Raw genomic sequence first — 22,494 nt, 5'->3', positions numbered from 1 at the left:
GGACCGGACGACCATGACGTCTTCGAAGCGAAACCGTGCCGAGGCCCTGCCGCAGGACCTCCAGGAAGCACTCCGCCGCCGGCTGGCCGGACGGGCCGCCCCGGGCGCCCCCGGCACCGCCCGGCAGGCCATTCCGCGCGCCGACCGCACCCGGCCGCTGCCGCTGTCCTTCGCCCAGCAGCGCCTGTGGTTCCTGGACCGGCTGCGCCCCGGCGACCCGCGCTACAACAGCGCCGTCGCGCTGCGCCTGACCGGCCCCCTCGACCACACCGCCCTGGCCGCCGCACTGGAACACGTGGTGGCGCGGCACGAGGCGCTGCGCACCACGTTCCAGGAGCACGACGGCACCCCCGTGCAGACCGTGCACCCGGCCGGGCCGCTCCCGCTGCCCGTCCACGACCTCACGGAAGGGGCCGACGCGGACCTGGAGGCGGCGCTGCTGGCCGAGTACGAGCGGCCGTTCGACCTGGAGGCCGGGCCTCTCCTGCGCGCCCTGCTCCTGCGGGAGGCACCCGACACGCACGTCCTGCTGCTGACGGCCCACCACATCGTCATCGACGGCTGGTCCATGGGCGTCGTGCTCGACGAGCTGTGCACCGCCTACGACGCCATCGCCCGGGGCACCGACCCCTCCCTGGCGCCGGTGGCCACGCAGTACCCGGACTTCGCCGTCTGGCAGCGCGAGCAGCTGTCCGGCGCCCGGCTGGAACGCCACCTGGCGTACTGGAAGGAGCACCTGACCGGGGCGGTCGCCCCCGAACTGCCGCTGGACCGGCCCCGCCGCGGCGAGGAGTCCGGCGCGGGCGCCGTGCACACCTTCACCGTCCCCGCCGCCACCACCGCCCGGCTGAAGCAGCTCGCGGCCGACCGGCACACCACCCTGTTCACCGCCCTGGTCGCCGCCTGCCAGACGCTGCTGGCCCGCTGGTCCGGGCAGGACGACATCACCGTCGGATCGCTCACCCCGGGACGCGGGCGAATCGACCTGGAGCGGGCCGTCGGGTTCTTCGTGAACACGGTCGCGCTACGCACCCGAGTCGAGACCGGCGGCTCCTTCCGGGACCTGCTCACCGCCGCCGCGGACACCGTCAACGACGCCTTCGCGCACGGCGACACGCCGTTCGAGCGGCTGGTCGAGGCCGTGGGCGCGACCCGTGAGGCGGGCCGTAACCCCCTGTTCGACGTGATGGTCCTGCTGCACCCGGCGCCGCCCACCGCGCCCGACCCGCACGGCCTGGCCGCCTCCCCGGTCGCGGTGCCCCGGCGGGCCGCCACCTTCGACCTGAGCGTCGAGTTCCTGCCCGACGGCGACGGGCTGACCGGCCTGCTGGAGTACCGCACCGACCTGTTCGACGCGGCCACCGCCGCACGCATGGCGGACCAGCTGCTGCGCACGCTGGACGGCGTCGCCGCGGACCCCGACCGTCCGCTCGGCGCCCTGCCCCTGCTCTCGCCCGAGCAGGAGCGGCAGGTCACGCGGGACTGGAACGCCACCGCGCTCACCGTCCCCGAGGAGACCCTGCCCGAGCTGTTCGCCCGGCAGACGGCCCGCACCCCGGACGCCACCGCCCTCGTCGCAGGTGACGTACGCCTCGACTACGCGACGCTCGACGCGCGCGCCGACCGCCTGGCACGGCACCTCGTGACGCGCGGCGCGGGCCCCGAGCGCCTGGTCGCCCTCCGGCTGCCGCGCACCGCCGACATGATCGTGGCGATCCTCGCCGTCTGGAAGGCCGGCGCCGGTTACCTGCCCCTGGACCCGGCGCTGCCCGAGGACCGGGTGCGGTTCCTGCTCGACGACGCCCGGCCCGCGCTCGTCCTCGACGAGACCGCGCTGCGGGAGGCGAACGAGGCTCAAGACGCCATCGTCGACGCTCCGTTGCCGCCCCCGCACCCCGACACCACCGCCTACGTCATCTACACCTCCGGCTCCACCGGCCGCCCCAAGGGCGTCGCCGTGGCGCACCGGTCGCTGGCGAACCTCCTGGCGGGCCACCGCGAGGGCTTCGTCGCCGACGCGGGCGGCGGACCGCTGCGGGTGGCGCTCACGGCGTCGTTCTCCTTCGACACCTCCCTCGAGGGCGTGCTGCTGATGGCCGACGGCCACCCGCTGCACCTGGTCGACGAGACGACCCGCCTGGACGCCGCCGCTCTGGTCGAGTACGTCGTCGAGCACCGCATCGACTTCCTCGACCTCACCCCCACCTACCTGCGCCAGCTGCTGCCCGCCGGGCTGCTCACCGACCCCCGTCACCACCCGCGCGTCCTCATGCTCGGCGGCGAGGCCGTCGGACCCGCCCTGTGGCGGGAGCTGGCGGCGCGGCGGGACGTGGCCGCGTACAACTTCTACGGCCCCACCGAGTGCACCGTCGACGCGCTGGCCTGCCGGATATCCGGCGACGGCCGGCCCACCGTGGGCCGGCCGCTGCCCAACGTGCGCGCCTACGTCCTCGACGACCGCCTGCGGCCCGTCCCGCCCGGCGTCGGCGGCGAGCTGTACCTGGCCGGTGTGCAACTGGCCCGCGGCTACAGCGGGCGGCCCGGACTGACGGCCGCCCGGTTCCTGCCCGACCCGTTCGGCCCGCCCGGCACCCGGATGTACCGCACCGGCGACCTGGCCCGCTGGAGCGCCGACGGACGCCTGGACTACCTCGGCCGCGCCGACGACCAGGTCAAGGTGCGCGGCCACCGCATCGAGCCCGGCGAGGTCGAGGCGGCCCTGACCGACCTGCCCGCGGTCGCCGCCGCCGCGGTCGTCGCCGTCACCGACCCGCACGGCCACGTCCGGCTCGCCGCCTACCTCGTCCCCGCCGACCCGGGCGCCCGGCCCGCCGCGGGCGAGGTGCGGGCCGCCCTGAGGCGGGTGCTGCCCGACCACATGGTGCCGTCCTCCTTCACCGTGCTCGACGCCCTGCCGATGACCGTCAGCGGCAAGGTCGACCGGCGCGCCCTGCCCGCGCCCGACCTCGAAGGCGGCGAACAGGAACGTGAGTTCGTCGCCCCGCGCACCCCCGAGGAGGAGACCCTCGTCCGCATCTGGGCCGAGGTGCTGGGCGCGCGCCGGGTCGGCGTCACGGACAACTTCTTCGAGCTGGGCGGCGACTCCATCCTCAGCATCCAGGCCGTCTCCCGCGCCCGCGCGGCCGGGCTGCACCTGACCTCACGGGACGTCTTCCGCCACCAGACCGTCGCCGACCTCGCCGCCGCCGCGTCCGTGCGCACCGCCCAGGTGCCCGCGCCGCGGCACCCCGCCGAGGAGGGCCCGGCGCCGCTGACCCCCGTACAGGAGTGGTTCTTCGCCACCCACGGCCCGCTGCGGCACTTCAGCATGTCGATGCTGCTGGACCTGCCGCACGACCTCGACGCCCCGGCACTGGAGCGCGCCCTGGAGGCGCTGGCCGCCCACCACCCGGCGCTGCGCACCCGGTTCGCCCGCTCGGGCGACACCTGGCGGCAGCACCCCGGCGAGGGCCCGGCCACCGGACTGCTCACCCGCCACGACCTGTCCGGCGCCGCCGACCCGGCGGCGGAGCGCGAACGGGCCGCCACCGCCGCCCGCGCCGCCCTCGACCCCGGGACCGGCGCCCTGCTGCGCGCCGCCCTGTTCACCCGATCCGGCGTGCGGCCCCAACTCTTCGTCACCGCACACCACTTGGCGGTGGACAGTGTCTCCTGGCGGATCCTGCTGGCGGACCTCGCCGAGGCCTACCGGCAGACGGCCGGGGGAGAGGCGGTCCGGCTGGAGCCGGTCGCCACGCCGTTCACCGACTGGGCCGCGCACCTCGCGCGCCGGGTCCGCGACGGAGGCCTCGACACCGACCTGCCGCACTGGACGGCCGAGGCCGCCGAGCCCCGCACGCCGCTGCCCGTGGACCGCCCCGGCACCCCGCAGGCCGGCTCGGTCCGCACTCTCGACGCCCGCGTGGACCGCGCCACCACCGAGGCGCTGCTGCGCCGGGTGCCCGCCGTCTACCGCACCCAGGTCAACGACGTGCTGCTCGGCGCGCTGAGCCGGGTCCTCGCCGACTGGACCGGTGCCGAGCGGGTGACCGTCCTGCTGGAGGGCCACGGCCGCGAGGACGACACGCTGGACCTGTCCCGCACGGTGGGCTGGTTCACCGCCCAGTACCCCGTCACCCTCGCGCCCGCCGGACCGCCCGGGGCACCCGACTGGGGCGCCACCCTCAAGGCGGTCAAGGAGCGGCTGCGGTCCGTGCCCCGGCACGGCCTGAGCTACGAGGCCCTCGCCCGCCTCGGCTCGCCCGACCCGGCCGCCCGCGCCCTGCAGGACGTGCCGCTGCCGCAGATCAGCTTCAACTACCACGGCCAGTGGGATGCCGCCGACGGCGGCGACTTCGCCCCGGCGGGCGAGACACCGGGCCGTGACATCGCCCCGGACACACCGCTGGACCACCTGCTGGACGTCTCCGCCGTGGTCACCGACGGCGAACTCCGCCTCACCTGGCACTACAGCGACCAGGTGCACGACGAGGCCACCGTCCGCGGCCTCGCGGACGGCATGACCGGGGCGCTCGCCGCGATCGCCGAGCACTGCGCCCTGCCCGGCGCGGGCGGCCGCACCCCGTCCGACTTCCCGCTGGCCCGCCTCGGCCAGGACCGCCTGGACCGCCTCGTCGGCGACGGCCGCGACGTCGAGGACGTGCTGCCGCTCACCCCGCTCCAGGAGGGCATGCTCTTCCACCGGCTGGTCGGCGGCCCCGACGACGTCTACGTCGACCAGGCCGCCCTGCTGCTCGACGGCGTCGCCGACCCGCACGCCTTCGCCGTCGCCTGGCAGCGCGTGACCGACCGCACCCCGGCCCTGCGCACCCGCGTCGTCTGGGAGGACGTCCCCGTACCCCTCCAGGTCGTGCACCGCGACGTCCGGATGCCGGTCACCCACCTCGACTGGCGCGCCCTGGACGAGGGGATACGCGCCGAACGCCTGGCCCGGCTGCGCGCCGACGACCTGGCCGAGGGCATCGACCTCGCCGCGGCGCCGCTGATGCGGCTCACCCTGGTCCGGCTGCCCGACGCCCGGCTGCACCTGCTGTGGACCTCCCACCACCTGATCCTGGACGGCTGGAGCCTCGCCCAGGTGCTGACCGAGGTGTGCGAGGAGTACGCGGCGCTCACGGCGGGCACCGAGTCCCGGCCGCCGCTGCGCCGCCCCTTCGGCGACTACGTGCGCTGGCTCGCCGACCAGGACCCCGACGCCGCCCGCGCCCACTGGCAGGGTGTCCTCGCCGGGTTCGCCGAACCCACCCCGCTGCCCGCCGACCGCCCCCTGCGCGAGGCCCACCGGGCCCGCTCCGCCGCCGTGCACACGGCCGGCCTGGACGCGGAGGCGTCCGCCCGCCTCGCCCGCACCGCCCGCGAGGCCGGACTCACCCTCAGCACGGTCGTCCAGGGCGCCTGGGCGCTGCTGCTGTCCCGCTACGCCGCCCAGGACGACGTGCTGTTCGGCACCACCGTCTCCGGACGCCCCGACGACCTGCCCGGCGTCGAGTCGATGGTCGGCATGTTCATCAACACCGTGCCCACCCGCGTCCGCGTCGACCCGGCCCGCCCCGCCGGGGACTGGCTGCGCGAACTCCAGGACGCCCAGGCCGAGTCGAGACGGTTCGCCGCCGCCTCGCTCGCCGAGCTGACCCAGCTGAGCGACGTGCCGTCCGGCAGCCCGCTCTTCCACAGCATGGTCGCCTTCGAGAACTACCCCTTCGACGAGGCCCGCACGGCCGGGTCCGGGATCCGCCTGGCCGACGTGTCCTCCCGCGACGCCACCAACTACCCGCTCGTCCTGCGCGCCTACCACGGCGAACGCCTCGGCTTCGACCTCGCCTACGACCCGGACCTGTTCGACGCGGCCACCGTCCGCGCGCTCGCCGGCCGGCTCCGCCTGCTCCTGACCGGGCTCGCCGACGGCACCGACCGCCCGCTGCGCACCCTGGCCTGGACCACGGCCGACGAACGGCAGCGGATCCTCACCGACTGGAACGGCACCGCGTCCGGCCGCCCCGCCGAGACGCTGGTGGACCTGTTCGAGGCGCAGGCCGCCCGTACCCCCGGCAACACCGCCGTCACCTGCGGGAGCGAGCACCTGGACTACGCGACCCTCGACGCCCGCGCCGGCCGCCTCGCCCACCGGCTCGCCGAACTGGGCGCCGGACCCGAGCGGTTCGTCGCCCTCGCCCTGCCCCGCTCCACCGACCAGGTCGTCGCGGTCCTGGCCGTGCTGAAGACCGGCGCCGCCTACCTGCCGATCGACCCCAACTCGCCGGCCGAACGCATCGCCCACCTCCTCGCCGACGCCACCCCGGTCACCCTGGTGACCACCACCGGCACCGCGGCCCGCGTCGACGGCACCGGTGTGCCCGTCGTCCTCCTCGACGACCCGGACGAGGAGGCCGACCTCGCCCGGCGCCCCGCCACCGGCCCCGCCCCGGCCCGACGCCCCCTGCCGGAGAGCCCCGCCTACGCCATCTACACCTCCGGCTCCACCGGCCGCCCCAAGGGCGTGGTGATCCCGCACGCCAACGTGGTGCGCCTGTTCACCCGCACCCGCCCGTGGTTCGACTTCGGCCCGGACGACGTGTGGACGCTGTTCCACTCCTACGCGTTCGACTTCTCCGTGTGGGAGCTGTGGGGCCCGCTGCTGCACGGCGGCCGGCTCGTCGTCGTGCCCGACGAGACCGCCCGCTCCCCGGAGGACTTCCTGCGGCTGCTGGCCGACGAAGGCGTCACCGTCCTCAACCAGACGCCGTCCGCGTTCCACCCGCTCGTGCGCGCCGACGCCGAACACCCCGACACCGGCGCCCGCCTCGCCCTGCGCACCGTGATCTTCGGCGGTGAGGCCCTCGACGTCGGCCGGCTCACCGACTGGTGGGCCCGCCACCCGGCCGACACCCCGCGCCTGGTCAACATGTACGGCATCACCGAGACCACCGTGCACGTCACCCACGCCCCGCTCGACCCCGCCACCGCCGCGCACGGCCCCGCCAGCCCCATCGGCGTCGCGATACCCGACCTCAGGGTCTACGTCCTCGACGCGGACCTGTCGCCCCTGCCGCCGGGCGCGACCGGCGAGCTGTACGTGGCGGGGGAGGGCCTGGCCCGCGGCTACCTGGGCCGCCCCGGCCTGACCGCCACCCGGTTCCTCGCCGACCCGTTCGGCCCGGCCGGCAGCCGCATGTACCGCACCGGCGACACCGCGAAGTGGCGGCCCGACGGCACCCTGGAGTACCTGGGCCGCGCGGACGCCCAGGTGAAGATCCGCGGCTACCGCATCGAGCCCGGCGAGATCGAGGCCGCCCTGCACGCCCACCCCGCGGTCGCCGACACCGCCGTCGGCGTGTTCGAGGACGCCTCCGGCACCCGCCGCCTGGTGGCGCACGTCGTCGGCACCGGCGGCGCGACACCCCCGGCGGCCGAGCTGCGCGCCCACCTGGAACGGCTGCTGCCCGCCCACATGGTGCCCGCCGCCTACGTCCCGATGGACGCCCTCCCGCTCACCGTCAACGGCAAGCTCGACCGGCGCGCCCTGCCCGCCCCGACGGCGGACGGCTACGCCGCCGACACCGACCGCACCGCACCGCGCACCCCCGCCGAACGGGCCGTCGCCGCCGCCTGGTCGGACGTCCTCGGCGTCGAGGAGGTGTTCGCCGGGGACGACTTCTTCGCGCTCGGCGGCGACTCCGTCCTCGCCGTCCGCGTCACCGCCCGGCTGCGCGCCGCGTTCGGCCCCGAGGTGTCCCCGCGCGTGCTGTTCACCCACAGCACCGTGTCCGCGCTCGCCGCCGAACTCGGCGACCCCGTGGGAGACACCTCCGCCGCGCCCGCCGACGCGATCCCGGCGACCGCCCCCGGGACCCCGGCGCCGCTGTCGTACGCCCAGCAACGCCTGTGGTTCCTCGACCGGTTCGAGCCCGGCAGCACCGAGTACACGACGCTGTCCGTGCTGCGCCTGCGCGGCCCGCTCGACGAGCCGGCCCTGCGCACCGCCCTGGACGGCCTCGTCGCCCGCCACGAGTCCCTGCGCACCACCTTCGCAGAACACGACGGACAGCCCCGGCAGGTGGTGCACCCGCCGCACCCGGCCGCCCTGACCGTGGACGACCTGACCGCCGCTCCGGACTCGGGAGCCGCGCTGGAGGACCTGCTGGAACGCGAGGCCGCCACACCGTTCGACCTGGCGACAGGACCGCTGCTGCGCGCCCGCCTGGCCCGCACCGCGCCCGACGAGCACGTCCTGGCCCTCGCCGTCCACCACATCGTCACCGACGGCTGGTCGCTCGGCGTTCTCGGCCGGGACCTCGGCGAGCTGTACGCGGCCGCCCACGAGGGCCGCGACCCCGAACTCCCCGACCTGCCCGTGCGCTACGCCGACCACGCCGCCTGGCAGCGCGCCCGCACCGACCAGGTCGAGCGGCAACTCGCCCACTGGCGCGAGCGACTGGCCGGCGTACCGCCGCTGGAGCCGCCGACCGACCGGCCGCGTCCCGCCGTCCGCTCCCGCGACGGCGCGCTCGTGACGTTCACGCTGCCCGCCGAGCTGACCGACCGGCTGCGCGAGCGGGGCCGGGAGGCCGACGCCACCCTGTACATGACCCTGCTCGCCGGCTGCACGGTCCTGCTGTCCCGCTGGGCCGACCAGGACGACTTCGCCGTCGGCACCGTCACCGCGGGCCGCGAGCGCCCCGAACTGCACGACGTCGTCGGCATGTTCGTGAACACGCTGGTGCTGCGCAACGAGGTCCGGCCCGGCACGTCGTTCCGCGCGCTGCTGGAGCAGGTGCGCGGCACGGTCCTGGACGCCTTCGCCCACCAGGACGTGCCGTTCGAACGCCTGGTGGACGCGCTCCAGCCCGAACGCGACACCAGCCGCACCCCCCTGTTCCAGGTCATGGTCGCCCTGCACAACCTGGGTGCCGAAGCACCCGCCCTGCCGGGCCTGGACGCCGAGCCGCTCCTGCCGCCGGTCCGGCACGCCACCTTCGACATGGCCTTCGACTTCGTGGAGGGCGACGACGGTGTCACCGGCCACCTGGAGTACGACACCGGCCTGTTCGACGAGGACACCGTCCGCGGCCTCGCCGCCCGTCTGCGCCTGCTGCTGGAGGCGGCGGTGCGGGAACCGGACCGCGACGTACGGGCGCTGGACCTGATGACCGCCGACGAACGGCGACGGGTGCTGGCGGACGGGCAGGGGGCGCACCTCCCCGTACCGGACACCACCTTCCCCGCCCTGTTCGAGGCGCAGGCCGCCCGCACCCCGCACGCCACCGCGCTGGTCGCCCGGGACGCCACCCTCGACTTCGCCGCCCTGAACGACCGCGCCAACCGGCTCGCCCACCACCTGCTGGCCCTGGGCGCCGGACCCGAGCGGGTGGTCGCCGTGCGGCTGCCGCGCACCTCCGAGCTGGTGGTCGCGGTGCTCGCCGTCGCCAAGGCCGGCGGCACCCTGCTCCACCTCGACCCCGACCTGCCGGCCGAGCGCGCCGCCGGGCTCCTGGAGGACGCCGCCCCGCACAGTGTGCTCACCGCCGACACGCTGTGCGCCACCCCGTGGGACCGGCTGCCCGCTCACAACCCCACCGACCGCGACCGCCCGGTCCCGCTGTGCCCGCGGCACGCGGCCTACATGATCTACACCTCCGGCTCCACCGGCCGCCCCAAGGGCGTCGTCGTGGAACACCGCCACCTGGTCAACCTCTGCCACGACCACCGCGAAGGGCTCGTCGCCCCGCACACCGCGGACGGGCGGCGGCTGCGCGCCGCGCTCAGCGCCTCGTTCTCCTTCGACACCTCCTGGGAGGGCCCGCTGCTGCTCGCCCTCGGCCAGGAGGTCCACCTCATCGACGAGGACGTGCGCCTGGACCCCGAGGCGTTCTGCGCGCAGATCGCCGACCGGAACCTGGACCTGGTCAACGTCACCCCGTCCTTCCTGCGTGAACTCCTCGCCGCCGGGCTGCTCGCCCCCGGCCGTCACCGCCCCCGTGTGCTGCTCGTCGGCGGTGAGGCGGCCGGCCCCGACATCTGGCGCGAGCTGTGCGCCGCCGCCGAACTGGGCGTCACCGCCTACAACATGTACGGCCCCACCGAGTGCACCGTCGACGCCGCCTACGGCCGTGTCACCGACCGTCCCGACCGGCCGGTCGTCGGACGGCCCGGCGCCAACCTGCGCGCCTACGTCCTCGACGGCGCCCTGCGCCCGGTGCCGCCCGGGACGCCCGGCGAGCTGTACCTCGCCGGTGCCCAGGTCGCCCGCGGCTACCTGAACCGCGCCGGGCTGACCGCCGCGCGGTTCCTCGCCGATCCGTTCGGCGCGCCGGGGGAGCGGATGTACCGCACCGGTGACCGCGCCCGCCGCGACGCACAGGGAGTGCTGGAGTTCCTGGGCCGCGCAGACGAACAGATCAAGATCCGCGGCTTCCGCATCGAACCCGGCGAGATCGAGGCCGCGCTGCTCGCCCACCCGGACGTCGCCGACGCCGTCGTCACGGCACGCGACCACGCGGGCCGCCTCATGCTCGTGGCGTATCTGGTGCCCGCCGGGGACACAGCCCCGGCCGCCGACGCACTGCGCCTCGCGCTGCGCCGCACCCTGCCGGACCACATGGTGCCCGCGGCGTTCGTGCCGCTGACCCGGATCCCACGCACCACCAGCGGCAAGACCGACCGCCGCGCCCTGCCTGCTCCGCCCGCCCAGCCCGACACCACGGACACCTACGTGGCGCCCCGACCCGGCACCGAGCAGACCCTCGCGATGATCTGGGCGGACGTCCTGCGCGTCGGACGGGTCGGCGCGCGCGACAACTTCTTCGCGCTCGGCGGCGACTCGATCCTCAGCATCCAGATCGTCTCCCGGGCCCGCCAGGCCGGTCTCGCGCTGACCACCAAGGACGTCTTCCGCCACCAGACGGTCGCCGAACTCGCCCTGCGGGTCACCGAGTCGACGCCGGTCACCACCGGCACGACGGCGCCCGCCGAGGCGCCGCTCACCCCCATCCAGCGCTGGTACCTCGACGGCCGGGGCCCAGGCGACCCGCTGCGCTTCACGATGTCGCAGCGCCTCGAACTCGCCCCCGGCACCGACCTGTCCGCCCTGCGCACCGCCGCCGAAGCCCTCGTACGCCACCACCCCGCCCTGCGCACCCGGTTCCGCCGCACCGAGGACGGCCGGCGTCAGGAGGTCCTGCCCGGCGTCCCCGACGGCACCGTCACCCTCCATGACGTGACCGGCCTCGACGGTCCCGCCCTGGAGACCGAGGCGACCCGTCTCGCGGACGAGGCCCGCGCCGTCCTCGACCCCGCCGAGGGCCGGGTGGCGCGCGTCCTCCTCCTCGACCGCGGCCCGGACGTGCCCGGCCAACTGCTGTTCCTCGTACACCACTTGGTTGTCGACGGCGTTTCCTGGCGCATCCTGCTGGCCGACCTGGAGACCGCCCACCGGCAGACGGCCGCCGGACATCCCGTCGAGCTGCCCCCGGCCACCACCGCCTACGGCCACTGGGCGGCGCGGCTGGAGGCCCACACCCGCTCCGGCGCCCTGGACGGCGACCTCGGCCACTGGCGGCGTACCGCCGAGGCCCCCGCCGACCTGCCCGCGGGCCGGTCCGGCCCCAACACCCACGGCACCGCCGCCACGGTCACCGTGGAACTGGAGCCGGAGGCCACCGAGGCCCTGCTCCGCCAGGTCCCCGAGGTCTACCGGACCCAGGTCAACGACGTCCTGCTCAGCGCTCTCGGCCGCACCCTGGCCCGCTGGTGCGGACGCGACCGCGTGCTGGTCGGCGTGGAGGGCCACGGCCGCGAGGACCTCTTCGACGACCTGGATGTGTCCCGGACGGTCGGCTGGTTCACCGCCGAGTTCCCGCTCGCGCTGACCGTCGCCCCCGACGCCGGCTGGCACGACACCCTCCGCTCGGTCAAGGAACAGCTGCGCGCGGTGCCCCTGCACGGCCTGAGCCACGGCGCGCTGCGCCACCTGCTGCCCGAGAGCCCGCTGGCCGGCGCCCCGGCACCTCAGATCGGCTTCAACTATCACGGCCAGTGGGACGCCGACGCGGGCGGCGACGGCCTGTACGCCGCCGCCCTGCCCCCGGCCGGCTCCGACACCGACCCCGACGCCCCCCGGCCCTACCTGCTGGACATCACCGGCGTGGTGCAGGACGGCCGGCTCGAACTCGGCTGGACCTACCCGCCGGCCGTCTACGACGAGGCCACCGTCCGCACCCTCGCCGAGGAGATGTGCGCGGCGCTGCGCGAGATCGCGGCCCACTGCGCCCGCCCCGACGCGGGCGGCCGCACCCCGTCCGACTTCCCGCTGGCCGGGCTCGGCCAGCCGGAGCTGGACCGCCTCGTGGGCGACGGCCGGCACGTGGCCGACGTCCTGCCGCTGACCCCGCTGCAGGCCGGCATGCTCTTCCACGGCCTGGTGGACACGGCGGGCGCCTACTCGGACCGCGTGGCCGTCCGCCTGGCCGGGGTCAGCGACCCGCAGGGCTTCGCCGCCGCCTGGCAGCAGGTCGCCGACCGCACCGAGGCCCTGCGCACCAGCGTCCACTGGCAGGGCCTGCCGCACCCCGTGCAGGTCGTGCACCGGCACGTGGAGCTGCCCGTCACCCACCTGGACTGGCGGCAGCTCACGCCCGAGGAGCGCGCGGCAGCCACCGAGGACCTGCTGGCCGCCGACCGCGCGGCGGCCATGGACCTGACCACGGCACCGCTGACCCGCATCACACTGGCGGCGCTGCCCGGCGACGAGGTCCTGCTGCTGTGGTCCTCCCACCACCTCATCCTGGACGGCTGGAGCACCGGGCAGCTCCTCACCGAGGTGTGCGAGCGCTACGCCGCCCTCACGGGCGGCCGGGCGGCACCCGCACCGGTCAGGCGCCCCTTCGCGGACTTCCTGCGCTGGCTGCACGACCAGGACGAGGCCGCCGCCGAGGCCCACTGGGCCGAGACCCTCGCCGGATTCCCCGCCCGCACCCCGTTGCCGTACGACCGCACACCCGCCGAGGAACACCGCGCCCGTGCCGGCGCCCTCACGAGCCGGCGGCTGGACGAGGACCTGTCGACGCGGCTGCGGCAGACGGCCGCCCGCGCCGGACTCACGGTGAACACCGTCATCGAGGGCGCCTGGGCGCTGCTCCTGGCCCGCCACAGCGGCCGCGACGACGTCGTCTTCGGCACCACCGTCTCGGGACGCCCGGCCGAACTGCCCGGCGTGGAGTCGATGATCGGCATGTTCATCAACACCGTGCCCACCCGCGTCCGGGTCACGGGCGGGGGAGCGGCGTCCTGGCTGCGCGCGGTGCAGGAGCACCAGAGCGACAGCCGGCGCTTCGACCACCTCGCCCTGCCCCGCATCCAGGCGCTGAGCGAGGTCCCGGCCGGCGAGGCGCTGTTCGACAGCATGGTGGTGTTCGAGAACTACCCCGTCGACGAATCCGCCACCGCCCGCACGGGCGTCCGGGTCGAGGAGGTGCGCGCCGAGGACGCGCCCACCTTCCCGCTGTGCCTGCGCGCCCACCTCGGCGACCGCCTCGGCCTCGACCTCGCCTACGACGCCGGCCTGTTCGACGCGGACACCGCCGACCGTCTCGCGGACCGCCTCACCGTCGTCCTGCGCGCCCTCGCCGACGCGCTGGAGACCGACGCGGACGTGACCGGGCTGGAGGCGCTGACCGAGGACGACCACGCCCTGCTGGACGGGTGGAACAGCACCGCCCGCCGGGCGGAGCCGCGCAGCCCCGTCGCCCTGTTCGCCGAGCAGGCCCGCCGCACCCCCGAGGCGCCCGCACTGCGCGACGGCGACATCGAGCTGACGTACCGTCACGTGGACGACTGGTCCGACGCCGTGGCCTCCCGGCTCCTCGCCGGCGGACTGCGCGCCGAGGACCGGGTGGCCCTGCTGATGGACCGCGGTGCCGAACTCGTCGTCGCCCAGCTCGCCGTGCTCAAGGCGGGCGGCGCGTATCTGCCCGTGGACGTCCGCGCCCCCGAGGACCGGCGCCGCACGCTGATCGAACGCGCGGGCGCGGCCGTCCAGTTGTCGGCCGAGGACGTCACCGCCGCCCGCACTCCCGTGCCGGACGTGCCCGTCGCCGCACCGGCCGACCCCGACCGGCTCGCCTACGTGATGTTCACCTCCGGGTCGACCGGCGAGCCGAAGGCCGTCGCCGTACGCCACCGCGACGTGGCCGCCCTGGCCACCGACAGCCGCTTCACCGGCGGTGTGTGCGACCGGGTGCTGCTGCACTCCCCGGTGGCCTTCGACGCCGCCACCTTCGAGGTGTGGGGGCCGCTGCTCACCGGCGGCTGCGTGGTCGTGGCCCCCTCGCGGCCGCTGGACTCCGCGCTGCTGCGCCGGCTGGTCCGCGACACCGGTCTGAGCGCGCTGTGGCTGACCGCCGGCCTGTTCCGGCTGCTCGCGCAGGACGCGCCGGACTGCTTCACCGGGCTGCGCCAGGTGTGGACCGGCGGCGACGTCGTCCCGGCCGCTGCCGTACGCCGCGTCCTGGCCGCCTGCCCGGGCCTGACCGTCGTGGACGGCTACGGCCCCACCGAGACGACGACGTTCGCCACGTCGTCCGCCCTCACCGACGCGGCCACCGTCCCGGACACCGTGCCCATCGGCCACCCGCTCGACGACATGCGCGTGCACGTCCTCGACGGCCGGCTGCGGCCCGTACCGCCGGGCTGCCCGGGCGAGCTGTACCTCGCCGGCGAAGGCGTCGCCCGCGGCTACCTGGGACGCCCCGGCGACACCGCGGCCCGCTTCCTGGCCGACCCGGCCGGGCCGCCCGGAAGCCGCATGTACCGCACCGGCGACCTGGCCCGCCGCCGCCCCGACGGCACCGTCGAGTTTCTTGGGCGCGCCGACGACCAGGTGAAGATCCGCGGCTTCCGCGTCGAGCCCGGCGAGGTCGAGGCGGTCCTCGCGGGACACCCCGGCGTCACCGACGTGACCGTGCTGGCCCGCGAGGACCGGCATGGCGGCCGCCGCCTGGTGGCCTACGTGGTCGGCACCGAAGACGTCACCTCCCTGCGGGAGTTCGCCCGGCGCTCCCTGCCGGACTACCTCGTGCCGTCGGCGTTCGTCGTCCTGCCCGCCCTGCCGCTCAGCCGCAACGGCAAGGTGGACCGGGCGGCCCTGCCCGCGCCGGAACCCGTGAGCGGGCCGCAGGACACGTCGGCCGGGCCGCGCACCGACGCCGAGCGCCGCACGCTGGAGGTCTTCGCCGACGTCCTGTCCGTGCCCAGCCCCGGCGTGCGGGACGACTTCTTCCAGCTCGGCGGCGACTCCATCCTCAGCATCCGCCTGGCCGTCCGCCTCTCCGAGGCGTTCGGCACCGAACTGTCCCCGCGTGCGGTGTTCACCCACCCGACCCCCGAGGCCCTGGCCGCACTGCTCAGCGAGGAGCGTCCCGGCGACACCGCGCCCGCGGCGGTCGTCCCGGTCACCAGGGACACGCCCGCCCCGATGTCGTACGCCCAACAACGTCTCTGGTTCCTGGAGGAGTTCGCGCCGGGCAGCGGCGAGTACGTCACCGCGCTGGCCCTGCGGCTGCGCGGCCGGCTCGAGGTGCCCGCCCTCACCGCGGCGCTGCGCGCCCTGGTCGAGCGGCACGAGGCGCTGCGCACCACCTTCGACGCGGTCGACGGCCACGGTGTGCAGATCGTCCACCCGGCCGGGGACGTGCCGCTGACCCTGCACGACCTGTCGCAGCTCACGGGCGGCGAACGCGACGCCCTGCTCGCGGACCTGCTGGACGCCGAACGCGCCCGCACCTTCGACCTGCGGCGCGGTCCGCTCCTGCACACGGGCCTGATCAGGCTCGCGGACGACGAGCACATCCTGACGCTGACCCTGCACCACATCGTCACCGACGGCTGGTCCACCGGCGTGCTCACCGGCGACCTCGCCCACTTCTACCGCGCCGAACTCGGCCTGGAGCACGACACGTTGCCGCCGCTGCCGGTGCAGTACGCCGACTACGCGCACTGGCAGCGCGGGCGCGGCACGGACGACCACCTCACGTACTGGAAGGAGCACCTGGCCGGGCTGGAGACGCTGGACCTGCCCACCGACCGGCCCCGCCCCGCCGTGCGCACCCACCACGGCGCCTCCGTTCGGCTCTCCCTGCCCCGCGAGACGGCCCGCCGTCTCGCCCGGGTGGGCCGCGACCGGCAGGCCACCCTGTTCACCACGCTGGTCGCCGCCGCCCAGGCCTACCTGGCCCGGCTGACCGGTGGTGAGGACATCACCGTCGGCACGGTCACCTCCGGCCGCGACCGCGCCGAGGTCCAGCACCTCGTCGGGTTCTTCGTCAACACGCTCGTGCTGCGCTCCCGCGTCACGCCCGACCGTCCGTTCCCCGAGTTCCTCGACGAGGTCCGCGGGACCGTCCTGGACGCCTTCGCCCACCAGGAGGCGCCGTTCGAGCAGGTCGTGGACGAGGTCCAGCCGGTCCGCGACACCAGCCGCACCCCGCTGTTCCAGGTCATGGTCGTCCTCCAGAACGCCCCGGCCGCCGCCCTCGACCTGCCCGGCCTGGAGGTCACCGACGTCGACAGCGAGCTGCGGCACGCCGCGTTCGACCTCACCCTGGAGTTCGCCGAGACCGGCACCGGCGAACTGCACGGCGTCCTCACCTACAACACCGACCTGTTCGACACCGCCACCGCCGAACGCATGGCCGACCAGCTCGGCACCCTGCTGACCGCCGTCGCGGACGACCCCGACCGGCCCCTGGGCGCCCTGCCACTCGCCAGGGACGAGACGCTCAAGACCGTGCTCGACCAGGGCCGCGCCACCGCCCGCCCGGTCCCGCCGGCCACCCTGCCCGAGCTGTTCGAACGACAGGCCGCCCACACCCCCGACGCCGTCGCCCTGGCCGACGCCGACGGGCGGGAGCTGACGTACGCGCACGTCGAACGCGCCGCCAACCGGCTGGCCCACCGCCTCATCGCCCGGGGCGTCGGCCCCGAGCGGATCGTGGCCCTGGCCCTGCCCCGCAGCACGGAGACGGTCGTGGCGCAGCTCGCCGTCACCAAGGCCGGCGGCGCCTTCCTGCCCGTCGACCCGGACTATCCGCAGCAGCGCCGGGAGTTCATGCTCCGCGACGCCGGCGCCTGGCTCGTCCTGGACGACCCGGCCGCCGTGTGGGACGCCGACGGACCGGACACCGCGCCCACGGACGCCGACCGCACGGCCCCGCTGACCGTCGGCCACCCGGCGTACGTGATCTACACCTCCGGCTCCACCGGCACCCCGAAGGGCGTCACGGTGACGCACCGCGGTCTCGCCGCCTTCGCCGTCTCGGCCGCCGAGCGCTACGAAGCGGGCCCCGGAGACCGGGTCCTGCAGTTCGCCTCGCCCAGCTTCGACGCCTCGGTGCTGGAGCTGTGCGTGTCGCTGCTCAGCGGCGCCACCCTGCTCACCGGGGAGGAGGGCCCCCTCGTCGGGGACCGCCTCGCCGAGGTCCTCGCCGAGCGACGGGTCAGCCACACCCTGATCCCGCCCGCCGCCCTCGCGACGGTCGACCCGGGTACCGCCGACGCCCTGCCGCACCTGCGCACGCTCATCGTCGGCGCCGAGGCCTGCCCCGCCCACCTCGTCGAACGGTGGGCGCCCGGCCGACGGATGATCAACTCGTACGGCCCGACCGAGGCCACCGTCGTCGCCACCTGGACCGGCCCGCTCACCCCGGCCGCGGGCGCCCCGCCCATCGGACGCCCGGCCGGCGCCACCCGCGTCCACGTCCTCGACGGCGCCCTGCGCCCCGTCCCGCCCGGCGTCACCGGCGACCTCTACGTCTCCGGACCCGGCCTCGCCCGCGGCTACCTCCACCGGCCGGGACTGACCGCGTCCCGCTTCGTCGCCGACCCGTTCGGCGCCCCCGGGGAGCGCATGTACCGCACCGGCGACCGCGCCCGCTGGGACGCGAACGGCGACCTGCGCTTCGCCGGACGCGCCGACGACCAGCTCAAACTCCGCGGCTTCCGCATCGAACCCGGAGAGATCGAGAGCGCGCTGCGCGGCAGCCCCCTGGTGCGCGACGCCGTGGTCACCGTCCGCGCCGGCGGCGGCGACCCGGACGGCCGCTCCGGCGCACGCCTGGTCGCCCACGTCGTACCCGCCGAGGGCACCTCGGAGGACCTGCCCGTATCCGCACTGCGCGACCACCTCGCCGGACTGCTCCCGGCGCACATGATTCCCTCGGCGTTCGTGCCGCTGGACCGGCTGCCGCTCACCCCGAACGGCAAGACCGACCGCAACGCGCTGCCCGAACCCGGGCCCGCGCACACCGCCGCCGGCCCCCACACGCCGCCGCGCACCGGCACCGAACGCCGCATCGCCCGCATCTGGGGCGACGTCCTCGGCGTCGCCGACGTCGGGGCGCACGACAACTTCTTCCACCTCGGCGGCGACTCCGTCCTCAGCATGCAGGTCGTCTCCCGGCTGCGACGCGACGGACTGCACGTGACCACCCGCGACCTGTTCACCCACCAGACCGTCGCCGAACTGGCCGGCGTCGTCACCTCCGCGCCCCGGCACACCGGGGAGGAGGCGGTGAGCGGGGACGTGCCGCTCACCCCCATCCAGGAGTGGTTCCTGACCGGACAGCGCGCAAGCCACGCCCACTTCAACCAGTCCCTGCTGGTGGAACTCGCCCCCGGCGTCGACGCCACCGCCCTGGAGACCGCCCTCAACGCCCTGCTCGACCACCACGACGCCCTGCGCATGCGTTTCACCGCCGGCCAGGACGGCTGGCGCCAGTACAACCCGCCCGCGCACGACACCGACCGCGACGGGCTCCTGACCCGCCACGACCTCGGCGGCCTCACCGCCCCCGACGCCGACACGGCGATGGAGAAGGCCGCCGACGACCTGCACACCGGCTTCGACCTCGCACGCGGGCCGCTGTTGCGGGCGGCCCTGTTCACCGGCGCCGCCGACCGGCCCGACTTCCTCCTCCTGGTCGGGCACCACCTGGTCGTGGACGCCGTCTCCTGGCGCATCCTGCGCGACGACCTGGAGGCCGCCTACCGGCAGGCCGCCCAGGGCGAACCTGTCGCGCTGGGGGAGCGCACCACCTCCTTCCGCGACTGGGCCCGCGGCCTCGCCGCACACGTCGCCTCCGGCGCCTTCGACCACGAACTGCCCTACTGGGAACGCGCCGTGGACACCGAGCCGCTCCCGTCCGAGACGCCGGACGGCCCCGGCACCGACGCCGTCGACACGCTCACCGTGGAACTGGACGAGCCGGACACCGAGGCGCTGCTGCGCGCCGCACCGACCGCCTACCGCACCCGCGTCAACGACGTCCTGCTCGCCGCCCTCGCCCTCGCTCTGGCCCGCTGGACCGGCCGTGAGGAGGTCCGCCTCGACATGGAGGGACACGGCCGCGAGGACGTCCTCGACGACGTCGACCTGACCCGCACGGTCGGCTGGTTCACCACCGTCCACCCCGTCGCCCTCCAGGTCCCCGAACCCGCCGACCTCGGCCCCGGCCGCGACTGGCGCACCCTGGTGAAGTCCGTACGCCGCCAGCTGCGCGCCGTGCCCGGCAACGGCCTCGGCTTCGGCGCGCTGCGCACCTTCGGCCCGCCCGAGGTGCGCGAACGCCTGGGACGCGCCGCGCACGGACAGGTCGTCTTCAACTACCTCGGACAGTGGGACGCCCGTCCGGAGAACTCCGGGTACGGCCTGATACGCGCCGAACACGGCTCGTTCGGCCGCCACCACGATCCGCGCGACAGCGGCTCCCACCCGCTGGAGATCGTCGGCGCGGTCCAGCGCGGGCGGCTGTCCTTCATCTGGCACCACCGGCCCGCCCTGCACGCCACCGCCACCGTGCGCGCTGTCGCCGAGGACTTCGCCCGGGCCTTGCGCCACATCGCCCACCACGCCCGCGACCGCCGGTGACGCCCCGCCTCGGGGCCCGCGCCCCACCGCCGCGGACGCAATCCCGTCCCAGCCCCCTTCCACCACCCGATCACCGACCGAGAGAGCGAGACAGCCGGACATGGACGAGAACACCCGCTACCAGGTGCTGCGCAACGACGAGGAGCAGTACTCGCTGTGGCCCGTCGACATCGAGGTGCCCGCCGGCTGGCAGCCCGTCGGCAAGGAGGGCACGGAGGCGGAGTGCTCCGCCTACGTCGACGAGGTATGGACCGACATGCGTCCCCGCAGCCTGCGGGAGCGCATGGAGAACGCCGAAGCCTGACGCACCCGCGCGGAGGAAGGGAGGACCGGGCCGGGGGGCGTCCCACTGCCGCCTGCCCCGGCCCGGTCCGCCGTCCTCCCCGCATGTCCCGAGGAGCCTTGATGACCACACCGGTCGTGCACACCGAACGACTCACGTTCCGCCCCTACCGCCCTCAGGACGAGGACGCCTTCGTGGAGCTGCTGCGCGACGAGCAGGTCTGCCGCTGGATGGGCCAGGAACGCGTGCCCGAGGCGGACATCCGCACGCTGTTCCGCGCCATCCTCACCGACATCTACCCGCAACGCCTGTTCGACGTGTGGGGGGTGTGGCAGGGGGAGACCTTCGTCGGACACGCGGAGGTGAAGAAGACGGGCAATGTCGACGGACACGAGCTGATCGCCGCCCTCGCGCCTCCGTACTGGGGCCGGGGGCTGGGCACTGAAGTGGTCCGCGGTCTGCTGCGCCACGCCGCCGACGACCTGGGCCTGAAGGAGGTCTACGGCATGGTCGGCGCCGACAACACCCCCAGCCTGGCCATGTGCCGCCGCCTGGGCTTCCGCCACGTACGGGACGTGACCGGCGACGACGGCACCGTCACGAAGCTGCTGGTCATCTCGACGACGGACGCGTACGACCACGAGGGTCCGCCGTCCGGAAGCCACCTCGAGGCGCCGTCGCACGGATCGGATCAGCACCCGGAATGACGGCCGGCCGCCGCGCGGACGGTCCGGGCCGCTTCGCTTCGGTGGAAACGGCCCGGGCGCTGCGAGTGATGCGACTCTTCCACGGACCCCCTTCCATCGATCGGAGGTGATACGTGGCGTCTACCCCTGCCCGCGGGACTCACACATCCCGGAGGGATTCGAGCGGTGGACGGGCGGTTCAGGACCGTCGGCCACCCGGGTGCGGGGCGGGTCAGCCGTCCGACGGGCCGGTCCAGCCCTCCCGCACCTGCCCGAGCCGCACCCGCTGGGGGTGGTCGCCGACCGGGACGGACACGGTTTTCCCGCCGGTCGCGAAGTCGATGGCGGTGACCCGGTCGGCGCCGCTCTCGGAGACCACGCAGTGCTTTCCGTCGCCGCTGACCGTCGCCCAGTACGGCTTGGACACGGGGACCAGCGGGCCGTGCTCGAAGGTGTCACGGTCGACCACGGTCGCGTAGTCGTCCATGGTGCCGGCCACGCACAGCTTGGCGCCGTCGGGCTTCATGGTGATGCCGTGGTGGCGCGAGTCGTTGACCCAGGTGGTGCGGTCCTCGCTGGTGGCCGGGTTCTTCGGCAGGGTCTTCACGCGGCTGATCCGGTCGCTCGCGACGTCGTACTCGAAGAAGCCGTTGAAGAACGACACCTGGAAGTACAGCTTCGACTCGTCGGGGGAGAAGGCGGCGGGGCGGACCGCGTCCGAGTACTCCTTGAAACCGGCCGCGTCCAGCCGCTCCCGCATGTCGATCACCTTGACCTGCTCGAACGTCCGGGCGTCGGCGACCGTGATCCTGCGGTCGCCCTTCGTCCAGTCCAGCCAGGGCGCGTCCAGGTCGGTGTTCACCTCGCCGATGGACATGTTCCAGATGTAGCGGCCGTCCCGGCTGAACACGTTCTCGTGCGGCTTGTCCCCGGTCTTGAACGTGCCGACCTCCTTGCCGGTGGCGATGTCCAGGACGTGCACGGTGTTGGACGTCGAGGCGGAGACGGCGACGCGCGTGCCGTCGGGGGAGACCGCCATGTGGTCGGAGCGGTAACCGGACACCGGGAAGCGCCAGTTGACGCGTCCGGTGGCCAGGTCGAGGGAGACGACGTCCGCGAAGCTGGGCCGGGAGACCACCACCGAGGTGCCGTCCGGGGTGGAGTACATGTCGTCGACGTACTGGTCGTGGCCCTCGCCGACGGTGTTGCGGATGGCCATGAAGTAGATCCAGCGGATCGGGTTGGCGCTGATCTCCGCCATCCGCCGGTCCTTGTCGGGGATCACGTTGATCCGGCCGATCCGTCCGAAGTCACCGCCGGACTCGATGACGTCGGCGGTGCCGTCCCAGTTGTTGCCCACGAACAGCACCTCCCGCAGGTCCGCGGAGGGAGCCTGTCCGGCGGCGCTCGCCACGGCGCCGGGTGCGGTGAGGGTCAGGGCGACGGCGGCGGCGAGGGTGCACAGATGCCTGCTGCGGATCGGCATGGCGGGGTCTCCTCTGCGGGTGGGGGCGCCATGATCGGGACATGCCAAACGGAGGGAGGTGAATCTGAACAGGCGTGCTTTCAGATTGAACTTACTGAAAAGT

4 protein-coding genes are annotated in these 22,494 nt (G+C 75.1%); 3 read left to right on the top strand and 1 reads right to left on the bottom strand.

The window, feature by feature from the left end:
• The first annotated feature begins 13 nt into the window (after positions 1-13).
• The 3 genes from ELQ39_RS02885 (at position 14) to ELQ39_RS02875 (ending at position 20,926) form a co-directional block, all read left to right on the top strand.
• Positions 14-19,936 carry a non-ribosomal peptide synthase/polyketide synthase gene (locus ELQ39_RS02885; RefSeq protein ID WP_242590878.1) on the top strand — a complete coding sequence of 6,641 codons (19,923 nt, stop codon included), beginning with the start codon at positions 14-16 and terminating at the stop codon, positions 19,934-19,936.
• Positions 19,937-20,036: 100 nt separating this feature from the next.
• Positions 20,037-20,240 carry an MbtH family protein gene (locus ELQ39_RS02880; RefSeq protein WP_043505857.1) on the top strand — a complete coding sequence of 68 codons (204 nt, stop codon included), beginning with the start codon at positions 20,037-20,039 and terminating at the stop codon, positions 20,238-20,240.
• A gap of 101 nt (positions 20,241-20,341) precedes the next feature.
• On the top strand, positions 20,342-20,926 hold the full coding sequence (locus tag ELQ39_RS02875; protein WP_242590877.1) for a GNAT family N-acetyltransferase: 585 nt from the start codon (positions 20,342-20,344) through the stop codon (positions 20,924-20,926).
• A gap of 211 nt (positions 20,927-21,137) precedes the next feature.
• Here ELQ39_RS02875 and ELQ39_RS02870 read toward each other — a convergent pair whose 3' ends face one another.
• Complete coding sequence (locus ELQ39_RS02870) at positions 21,138-22,391, bottom strand: YncE family protein (RefSeq protein WP_190001996.1); 1,254 nt, start codon at positions 22,389-22,391, stop codon at positions 21,138-21,140.
• Positions 22,392-22,494 lie beyond the last annotated feature (103 nt).

Origin of the sequence: Streptomyces sp. GB4-14 (assembly GCF_022696125.1) — a bacterium.
GTDB classification, from domain to species: Bacteria; Actinomycetota; Actinomycetes; order Streptomycetales; family Streptomycetaceae; genus Streptomyces; species Streptomyces werraensis.
The sequence above is the reverse complement of the archived record's forward strand: the minus strand, read 5'-3'. Positions and strand labels throughout refer to the sequence as shown.